Here is a 7,715-nt window from a genome sequence, read left to right on the forward strand (position 1 = left end):
GGGGGCCGGCGGGGTCGGTTGCCCCGGCGGGCCGGTCGGACCGGGCGGGACCGACGGTTGCGGACCCGGACCGGCCGAAGGAGTCGGCGCGGGGGCCGGCGCGGGAGTCGGCAGGGGATGGGGTCGGGGATCGGGTCGGGGAGTCGGCCCGGGCGCCGGCGCCGGCGCGTGCGGCGCCCCGGAGGTGGCTCCGGGGGCCGGTGTCGTCGGGGCAGGGGACGGATGACCGTCGCCCGCAGCCGGGCCGGTCGCCGGATCAGGCCCCGGACCCTCCCGCGGATCGGGCGCCGGACGGGGCCCCGGGGCGGGACCCGGGCTGTGGCTCGGACCGGGAGCCGATTTGTGGCCCGATGCGGGCTCGGTCGCCGGGTCGGGAGCCCGCCGATGGCTCGGCGCCGCGTGGTGATCCGGTGCGCGGCGGTGGCTCGGCGCCGGGGCCGGCTGCCCACCCGGGCCGGCGGACCCGGCACAGGCGGGGCCGGAGCCCTGGGTCGAGTGAATGGCCTGATGGGGCGACGAACAGGGGGCCCGGGGAGCCGCCGAAGCCGGTCCGCCGAGTCCCCAGGAGCCCGTCGCCATGACGGTGACGGCCATGGCCGCCCATAAGCGGGTGTGCTTACCCCACTGAGTGCTCATTCGCTCATGGTCAGCACCCGTCGGCAGACCCGCCCGGGTCGGTCCGAGCGTTCCCCCGAACGGGTTATTCGGATGCCAAACCATCGATCACACGATCGAACCGGTCACCCGGGAGCGGTGGGGAAACGACGCAGCCCGCCACCGGAGAGGGCGACGGGCCGGGAGGGTGGGCGTGGACGGTTTCGAACCGCCGACATCCGCCTTGTAAGGGCGGCGCTCTACCGCTGAGCTACACGCCCGGGAGTTGCGACGTCCCAGACTACCGTGCCCCGGGGGCTGGTCAGCAACCGTGCGCGGACCGCCCGGACGGTGTGTTCGCGGCCCCCGGGTGGGAGGATGGACCGGACGGTGGTGACGGCTGAGCGCGGGGAGAGAGTGTCACGGTGACGACGGCACGTTCGTGGTGGCGGCGCGGTGACAACAACCTGCGTGCGGAGGCCCAGGCGGCGAAGGACGCGGCCGGACAGGCGTTCTACGAGCTCGATACCGCGCAGCGCGACCTGGAGATCTCGATAGAGACGATCTCGGCGGTGGACGACTCCCCCGAGGCCCGTCGCGCGCTGGCCGGATTCCGGGCCCTGGGCGAGCGGATCGACCAGGTCAGCGGCGCGTACATCGCCGCGGTGGACGCCCACGACCTGGACCGGGACGAGCTGGACCACTCGGCGGCCGCCCAGGCTCGTACCGAGCTGACCCGGGCCAAGGAAGAGCTGGAGAAGGCGCGGACCGAGCTGGAGCGCTTCCAGTCCGGCCTGGGCCCGCTGCTCGGCAAGGCCGAGACCCAGCTCGCCCGGCTCGCCCCCGCCCGGGAGAGCGCCAAGGCGTCGCTGCTCGCAGCGAGCAACGCGCTGGACGCTGTACGCGCCGCCGGACTGCGGTCGGACGACCTGGCGGCCCGGCTGGCCGCGCTCGCCCCCGAGCTGACCAAGCTCAACGAGGGCGCGAGCAAGCACGGCGTGGGCGAGACCGTGCGGCGCGCCGACACCGTCCGGCGCGCCGCGGAAGCGGTCCGGGCCGAGGCGGAGCGGCTGCCCGAGCAGGCCAAGGAGTTGGACAAGCGGCTGGTGTCGCTGCGGACGCGGGTCCAGGCGCTGGCCACCCGGGCGGAGGGCGTCTCCCCGGTGCTCAGCGAACTGCGGCGGCGGTTCTCGGTCGCCTGCTGGCAGGACCTCCAGCAGGTCCCCGAACAGGCCGCCCAGGCCGTACGGCAGGCCGAGGAGGCGCTGGCCGAGGCCCGTCGGGCGCGGACCGAGCAGCGCTGGGCGGACGCCGCAGCCAAACTGGCCGCCGTCCGGTCGCTGATGGACGAGGTGGACGGGGCGGTCGGCGCCGCCGGTGACCGGCTGCGCCGCCTGAACGAGGTCAGCAAAGACCCCAAGGCCGAGGTGGAGAAGACCCGGTTCGCCATCCGGGACGCGCAGCGGCTGGCCATGCAGGGCCGCGCCACTCCCGAGCCCCGGCACGCCCGCCCGCTGGACGACGCCGTGGCCCGCCTGGACCGCGCGCTGGCCGCCCTGGAGGGCCGCCACCCCGACTACTGGGCCTTTCTCACCGAGACCGCGGCCGTCCGCGAGACCGCCAACCGCGTGGTGGCGAACATCCGGGAGGACCGGGCGGCGGGCCGCTGAATCCGTCCGGCTGCGGCGCCCCGACCGACACGGCCGAAGGCCCGGCCGTGCGTCGGCCGGACCCCGGGGTGATCTTCCCGCGTCAGCTGCAGCAGCCGCCACCGCAGCAACCGCCGCCACCACCGCTCGCGGGGGCGGGGGCCGACGACGCGGCGGACGAAGACGACGACGAGGCGCCCACCGACACCGTCGACAGCAGCTTCACCGTGTCGTCGTGGCCCTGCGGGCACGGCGGCGCGGCCGCGTTGGCCTGCGACATGGGGCGGCGCATCTCGAAAGTGGCTCCGCAGGACTTGCACCGGTACTCGTAACGAGGCATGGGCCCAGCGTATCCCCCGGTCCGCGGATCGGGGCGTGTTCATGTGCCGGTCATCCGCGGGTTGCCGACCGCCCGGACACGTATGCGATGTTCCGGGACATGAACGGCGACACCGGTCACCCGGCCGAACGGACCGAAGCAACCGAAGCAACCGAAGCAACCGAAGGCACCGAACCGACCGGACCGACCGAGCCGACCGATCCGCTGGACCTGCTGGCGGCGCTCTTCGCGGGCGCGGGCGCCGACCAGTACCTCGGCGAGGACGTCACCCAGGCCCAGCACATGCTGCAGGCCGCCGCGCTCGCCGAGGCGGCCGGTGCGCCGCCCGCGCTGGTGGCCGCCGCCCTGCTGCACGACGTCGGCCACTTCCAGGGCCCGGTCAGCACCGAGGAGTTCCTGCGCGGCACCGACAACCGGCACAGCCACGCGGGCGCGGACCGGCTGGCGGCCTGGTTCGGGCCCGAAGTGACCGAGCCGGTGCGGCTGCACGTGGCCGCCAAGCGCTACCTGTGCACGGTCGAGCCCGGCTACTTCGGCCGGCTGTCCGCCGAGTCGGTGCGCACCCTGGAGATGCAGGGCGGCCCGATGACGCAGGCGCAGGTGCGGGCGTACGAGGCCGGCCCGTACGCCCGCGACGGGGTGACCGTGCGCCGCTGGGACGAGGAGGCGAAGGACCCGGGCGCCGAGGTGCCGGACTTCGCCCACTACCGCCCGCTGCTGACCGCGCTGCTCACCACGGGCTGAGCCCGCACCGCCCCGCTCACCGCACGCCGGGCCGGCCGCGGGGCGCCGGGAGCGGCGGCCCGCACCGGCCGCCGCCCGGACGCGAGCCCCGGGGCTACCGCTTGCGTGCCAGCGTCAGCCCGTCCGCGACGGTGAGCAGCACGTGGTCCACCCGCTCGTCGGCCTGGATCCGGTCGTTGAAGGCGCGGATGGCCGCCGCGCCGCCGCCGGCCGCCGGGTCGGTGACCTGGCCGTGGAAGAGGGTGTTGTCGGCGACGATCAGACCGCCCGGGACGAGCCGCGGCACCAGCTCCTCCCAGTAGTCGATGTACGAGTCCTTGTCCGCGTCGAGGAAGACCAGGTCCACCCACTGGCCGCCGGGCAGGGCCCGCAGCGTCTCGATCGCCGGGGCGATGCGCAGGTCGATCCGGTCGGCGACACCGGCCTTGGCCCAGGCCTCGCGGCCGAGCGCGGTCCACTCCTCGGAGACGTCGCACGCGATGAGCCTGCCGTCCTCGGGCAGGGCCAGGGCCATGGACAGGGCGGAGAAGCCGGTGAAGGTGCCGACCTCCACGATCTGGCGGGCACCGGTCAGCCGGACCAGGAAGGACAGCAGCGGGCCCTGCTCCTCGGCCGTCTGCAGGCCCGCCGCGTCGGGCAGCTTCTGGTGTGTGGTGTCGACCAGTTCCCGCTGCACGGGGTCCAGCGGCGGATTGTGGTCGAGTACGTAGCCGTACAGATCTGCTGTGAGCTCAGGATTCTTCGTCTCGCGCAACGTCTGCTCCCATGATTGAGGCTCCCGGCCTGAGGGCTGTCCCGTAATCCGCGGTGGATCAGCGTGCGGCGTCAGATGCGGTGCATCGCAAGGCGGTGGGTCGTCCTCATACCGGGTCGTATTCGGACGGGCCCGACAACGCAGCGAGGTGCCGTAGCTGTCGTCGCGCCCGCCGGGGATTACGGGACAGCCCTTAGGCTATCGAGATGCTCGTCGATGACGCGGTCGCCCTGGTACCCGGCATTCCTGGCCGCAGGGCCCTGCTGGGGCTGGTGGGCGCCCCGGCGGCCGGCAAGTCGACGCTGGCCAGGCGGCTGGTGGCGGGGGTCAACGAGCGGCTGGGCGCCGATACGGCCGCCTATGTGCCGATGGACGGCTTCCATCTGTCCAACGCCCAACTGGACCGGCTGGGACTGCGCGACCGCAAGGGCGCGCCGGAGACCTTCGACGTGGACGGCTACGTGGCGCTGCTGCGCCGGCTGCGGGCCGAGCGCGAACGGCCGGTCTACGCCCCCGACTTCGACCGGCGGCTGGACGAACCGGTGGCCGCCAGACTGGTCGTCCCGCCCCGGGCCGGGCTCGTCGTCACCGAGGGCAATTACCTCGCCGACGACGGCCCCGGCTGGGACCAGGTACGGGATCTGCTGGACGAGTTGTGGTACGTGGACGCGCCGCGCCGGCTGCGGGAGCGCCGACTGCTGCGCCGGCATCTGCGCGGGGGCCGCTCCGAGGCCGAGGCGCGCGCGTTCATCACCGGCAGCGAACGCCCCAACGCCCGGCGGGTGGAGCGCGGTCGGGCGCACTGCACCCGGGTGGTGGTGCCGGGGCGGCCGGGCGCGAACGGCACCGTGGAGGCGTGAGCGGGCACGTCGTCCCGCACCCGGCACCCGGCGCGCGGCACCCCGCACCCGGCACCCGGCACCCGGCGCGCGGTAACCGGAGCCGTCGGCCCGGGTCGGCCTCCGCGGCGGCGGTTACGCGGCCATCTCGTCGCCCGCGACCGCGACCAGCATCCGGCGCAGGATCTCCTCGCCGGCGCCGACTCCGACCGTGCCCAGCGCGGTGATGTGCGGGGCGGTCCAGCCGCTGTCGGCGAGTTCCCCGTGGCCGGGGCTCCAGCCGCTGTCGGCCGCCAACAGCAGGTCCGCGTCGAGGATCGAGTCGCCGGCCGCCAGCACCTGTTCGGCGCCGGTGCGGCGGACCACCTCGGCCAGCGCGGCGCTCTTGCTGAGCGGTTTCGGCACGGCGTAGATCTTCCGGCCCTGGAGGGAGACCGTCCAGCCGCGCGGCTCGGCCCACGCGGCGAGTTCCTTCACCCAGCCCACCGGCAGCCGCTCCCGCTCCACCACCAGATAGGCGAAGAGGTCCTCGGCGATCCGCTCCTTGCGCAGCCACGCCGGGTCCGCGGTGGCGGCCAGGTGCGCGCGGATCTCCGCCAGCGGCGCCGAGCCGTCGGCGAGCCGGCGCCGCATCTCGGCGTTCCAGTCGTGGTCGGTGTGGCCGTCCACCAGCAGGTGGCCGCCGTTGGCGCAGATCGCGTAGCGCGGCTGGCGGCCCGGCAGGCTGATCCGGCGGTACTGCTTGCGGGTTCGGGTGGTGACGGGCATGAAGCGGGCCGAGTCGGCGAGTTCGACCAGCAGCCGGCCGGCCGCCTCCGTCATGAAGGACAGCGGCTTGGCCTCGTGCACCTCGACGCACAGCAGCCGCGGCGCCTGCTCGTCGGGCATGGTCAGCGCCAGAGCGGCGGTGGAGTAGATGAGGGTGCGGTCCAGGTCGCTGGCGATCAGGGTGCGGCGGGCCGGCGCGGGAGGCGCGGACTGCGCCGATGAGGGTGTCATGGGGGCCGTCACTTGCTGCCTACCGCCTTGCCGTCGGTTCCGGTCGCGCCACGGGTGTAGCGGGGGTGGATCAGCCCGACGCAGGAGTACGGCAGGCCGTCCACCTCCTCGACGGGGACGCCGCGTTGGGCGGCGAGCAGCCGTACGTGGTCGAGGTCGGCGCCGGCCCCGCGCTGGGCGAGGATCTTCCACGGGACGCGGCGCAGCAGGACCCGGGTGGTCTCGCCGACGCCGGGCTTGACGAGGTTCACGTCGCCGATGCCGTATTCCTCGCTGATCCGCTCGACCGCACGCCAGCCGGCCCAGGTCGGTGAACGGTCCTGCCCGCGAAGGGACTTGACGTCGTCGGCGACCACGTCCCCGACGGTGTCGAACTCGGCGGCGACGGTGTCGAGGAAGAAGCCGGACACATCGGCGTCGAGCAGTTCGCGGTAGAACTTCGCGCCGTGGAAGTCGTCGGGGCCGATCAGGTCGGCGTTCAGCACGGTGCGGGAGATCAGGCCGGAGACGGTGGAGTTCAGGCACGCGGACGGGATGAGGAAGTCGTCGCGGGTGCCGTAGGTGGACACGCAGCCGCCGGGGTCGGCGAGGACCGCGATGTCCGGGTTGAATCCGTCGAACTCCGCCACGGCGTCGGCGAGTTCACGGGTGATGGCGCCCTTGCCGGTCCAGCCGTCGACGAACACCGCGTCGGCCGGGTCGTGGTGGGCGGCCAGCCAGCGCAGCGCGTTGGCGTCGATGCCGCGGCCGCGGACGATGGAGACGGCGTAGTGCGGCAGCTCCAGGCCGTGTGCGTGCCGGGCCCAGCGGCGCATCAGCACGCCGACCGGGGTGCCGGCCCGGGCCAGCGAGACCAGCACGGCGTCCGGGCCGCGCTCGGCCAGCACCAGCTCGGTGACGGCGCCGACCGCCCGGGCGATCCGGGCCGCCGAGCCGGCCAGCGCGCTGCGGAACAGCTCCACGTACTCCGCGGTCGGCTGGTACTCCACCGGCAGCGACTCGGCGTAGTGCGCGCCGCCGCTCTGGATGGCCTCCTCCCGCTCCTCGGTCGGCGCCTCCAGCTCCACCCCGGACAGGTCCTTCAGCAGCCAGCCCACTTCGTCCGGCCGGTACGACGAGAAGTCCGGCCCGCGCAGCGGCTCCGGCAGCGGGCGGCGTGCGGTCTCGGTCATGGTGCGGATGCTTCCGTTCGGTCGATGGGACGGCACGACGGCGACCAGCACCGTGTCCGTGAGCCCGGCCAGCCGGTCGAGCAGGCCCCCGGGCGCGTGCAGGGCGGCGGTGTCCCCCGCGGAGTCCACCACGCACACCACCGCGTCGAAGCCGCGCACGTTGTACGCGTACCGCTCCTGCGATCCGCCGTCCGTCGGGCGGTCGTGCGCGGGGAAGACGATCCGGCTCCGGATCGCGTAGCCGGGATCGTCCACGGCGAGCACGGGCGAGCGGGTGGTGGTGGAGTACAGCACGACGGCCTGCGGCCGGCTCGGGTGAGCGGCCCCCGGGGCGGGGGCCCCGGCCGCCGCCGCCTCGGCGCCCGGCGGGCGCAGCGCGGCCTGCAGGGCCTGGGCGAGCCGCAGGGGCGCGTACATCAGCTCTTCGTTGCCCAGCACCAGGACGCGTCGCGCACCCGCCGGCACCGCTGCCGCCAGCCGCCGCCCCATCCCCGGCAGCGCCGCTTCCAGCCGCTCCCGATCCGCCGGCCAAAACCCGTGCCCGCCCCCCATCGGGCACCCCACCGGGCCACCCGATCTCCACCCGCCGAACCCCGCCAGCGGCAGCCGCAAGGCCGCCCGCCA

The 7,715-nt window shown here is 74.7% G+C and carries 6 protein-coding genes, 1 tRNA gene and 1 pseudogene; 3 read left to right on the forward strand and 5 right to left on the reverse strand.

Features of this window, described 5'->3' with window-relative positions; genetic code table 11:
- Positions 1–803: 803 nt before the first annotated feature.
- Positions 804–875, reverse strand: a tRNA-Val gene (locus GA0115240_RS25795).
- 144 nt (positions 876–1,019) lie between these two features.
- Here GA0115240_RS25795 and GA0115240_RS25800 point away from each other — a divergent pair.
- Positions 1,020–2,264: a hypothetical protein gene (locus GA0115240_RS25800; protein ID WP_093740168.1), complete on the forward strand. Its 1,245-nt coding sequence runs from the start codon at positions 1,020–1,022 to the stop codon at positions 2,262–2,264.
- Positions 2,265–2,346: 82 nt separating this feature from the next.
- Here the strand turns inward: GA0115240_RS25800 and GA0115240_RS25805 are convergent, their stop codons facing one another.
- Positions 2,347–2,583, reverse strand: coding sequence for an FmdB family zinc ribbon protein (locus GA0115240_RS25805; RefSeq protein WP_093740170.1), 237 nt, complete (start codon positions 2,581–2,583; stop codon positions 2,347–2,349).
- 99 nt (positions 2,584–2,682) lie between these two features.
- Here GA0115240_RS25805 and GA0115240_RS25810 point away from each other — a divergent pair, with 99 nt between their 5' ends.
- Complete coding sequence (locus tag GA0115240_RS25810; protein ID WP_237555207.1) at positions 2,683–3,327, forward strand: phosphonate degradation HD-domain oxygenase; 645 nt, start codon at positions 2,683–2,685, stop codon at positions 3,325–3,327.
- Between the two features lie 94 nt (positions 3,328–3,421).
- On the opposite strand, the gene GA0115240_RS25815 is transcribed toward GA0115240_RS25810, so the two are convergent.
- Entirely contained in the window at positions 3,422–4,081 is a 660-nt protein-coding gene (locus GA0115240_RS25815) for an O-methyltransferase (protein WP_093740174.1), read from the reverse strand.
- A 206-nt stretch (positions 4,082–4,287) separates the two neighbouring features.
- Between GA0115240_RS25815 and GA0115240_RS25820 the strand changes: the two genes are divergently transcribed.
- The gene (locus GA0115240_RS25820; RefSeq protein WP_093740176.1) at positions 4,288–4,941 is read left to right on the forward strand and encodes a nucleoside/nucleotide kinase family protein; all 654 of its coding nucleotides are present in this window, start codon (positions 4,288–4,290) and stop codon (positions 4,939–4,941) included.
- Between the two features lie 114 nt (positions 4,942–5,055).
- Here GA0115240_RS25820 and GA0115240_RS25825 read toward each other — a convergent pair whose 3' ends face one another.
- Together GA0115240_RS25825 and GA0115240_RS25830 are read right to left on the reverse strand one after the other, a co-directional pair.
- A complete protein-coding gene (locus GA0115240_RS25825) occupies positions 5,056–5,919 on the reverse strand; it encodes an HAD family hydrolase (protein ID WP_093740178.1) in 864 nt (287 codons plus the stop codon).
- An 8-nt stretch (positions 5,920–5,927) separates the two neighbouring features.
- A pseudogene (locus tag GA0115240_RS25830) lies at positions 5,928–7,715 on the reverse strand (cysteine protease StiP domain-containing protein); the annotation flags it as partial.

The sequence above is a fragment of the Streptomyces sp. DvalAA-14 genome, assembly GCF_900091855.1.
Taxonomy (GTDB): Bacteria; Actinomycetota; Actinomycetes; order Streptomycetales; family Streptomycetaceae; genus Actinacidiphila.